A 636-nucleotide genomic window follows, 5' to 3' on the forward strand; every position below is an offset into this window, starting at 1 on the left:
AGAACATGATCACCGGTGCCGCCCAGATGGACGGTGCAATCCTCGTGTGCTCGGCCGCTGACGGCCCGATGCCGCAAACGCGTGAGCACATCCTGCTGGCCCGTCAGGTCGGCGTGCCGTACATCGTCGTGTTCCTGAACAAGTGCGACATGGTGGACGACGCTGAGCTGCTGGAGCTGGTCGAGATGGAAGTGCGCGAACTTCTGTCGAAGTACGACTTCCCGGGCGACGACACCCCGATCATCAAGGGTTCGGCCAAGCTGGCGCTGGAAGGCGACAAGGGCGAACTGGGCGAAGTGGCCATCATGAACCTGGCCGACGCACTGGACACCTATATCCCGACGCCGGAGCGCGCTGTTGACGGCACGTTCCTGATGCCGGTGGAAGACGTGTTCTCGATCTCGGGTCGCGGTACCGTGGTGACCGGCCGTATCGAGCGCGGTGTAGTCAAGGTCGGCGAAGAGCTGGAAATCGTCGGTATCAAAGCCACGCAAAAGACGACCTGCACGGGCGTGGAAATGTTCCGCAAGCTGCTGGACCAGGGTCAAGCAGGCGACAACGTCGGTATTCTGCTGCGCGGTACGAAGCGCGAAGACGTCGAGCGCGGCCAAGTGCTGTGCAAGCCGGGTTCGATCC

Annotated in this window: 1 protein-coding gene; it reads left to right on the plus strand. The window is 62.4% G+C overall.

The window, feature by feature from the left end:
- The coding region (locus E2H86_RS25715) for a GTP-binding protein (protein WP_243744102.1) at positions 1 to 636 on the plus strand (636 nt) is incomplete at both ends.

Source organism: Pseudomonas putida (genome assembly GCF_004357765.1).
In the GTDB taxonomy this organism is placed as follows: domain Bacteria; phylum Pseudomonadota; class Gammaproteobacteria; order Pseudomonadales; family Pseudomonadaceae; genus Aquipseudomonas; species Aquipseudomonas putida_U.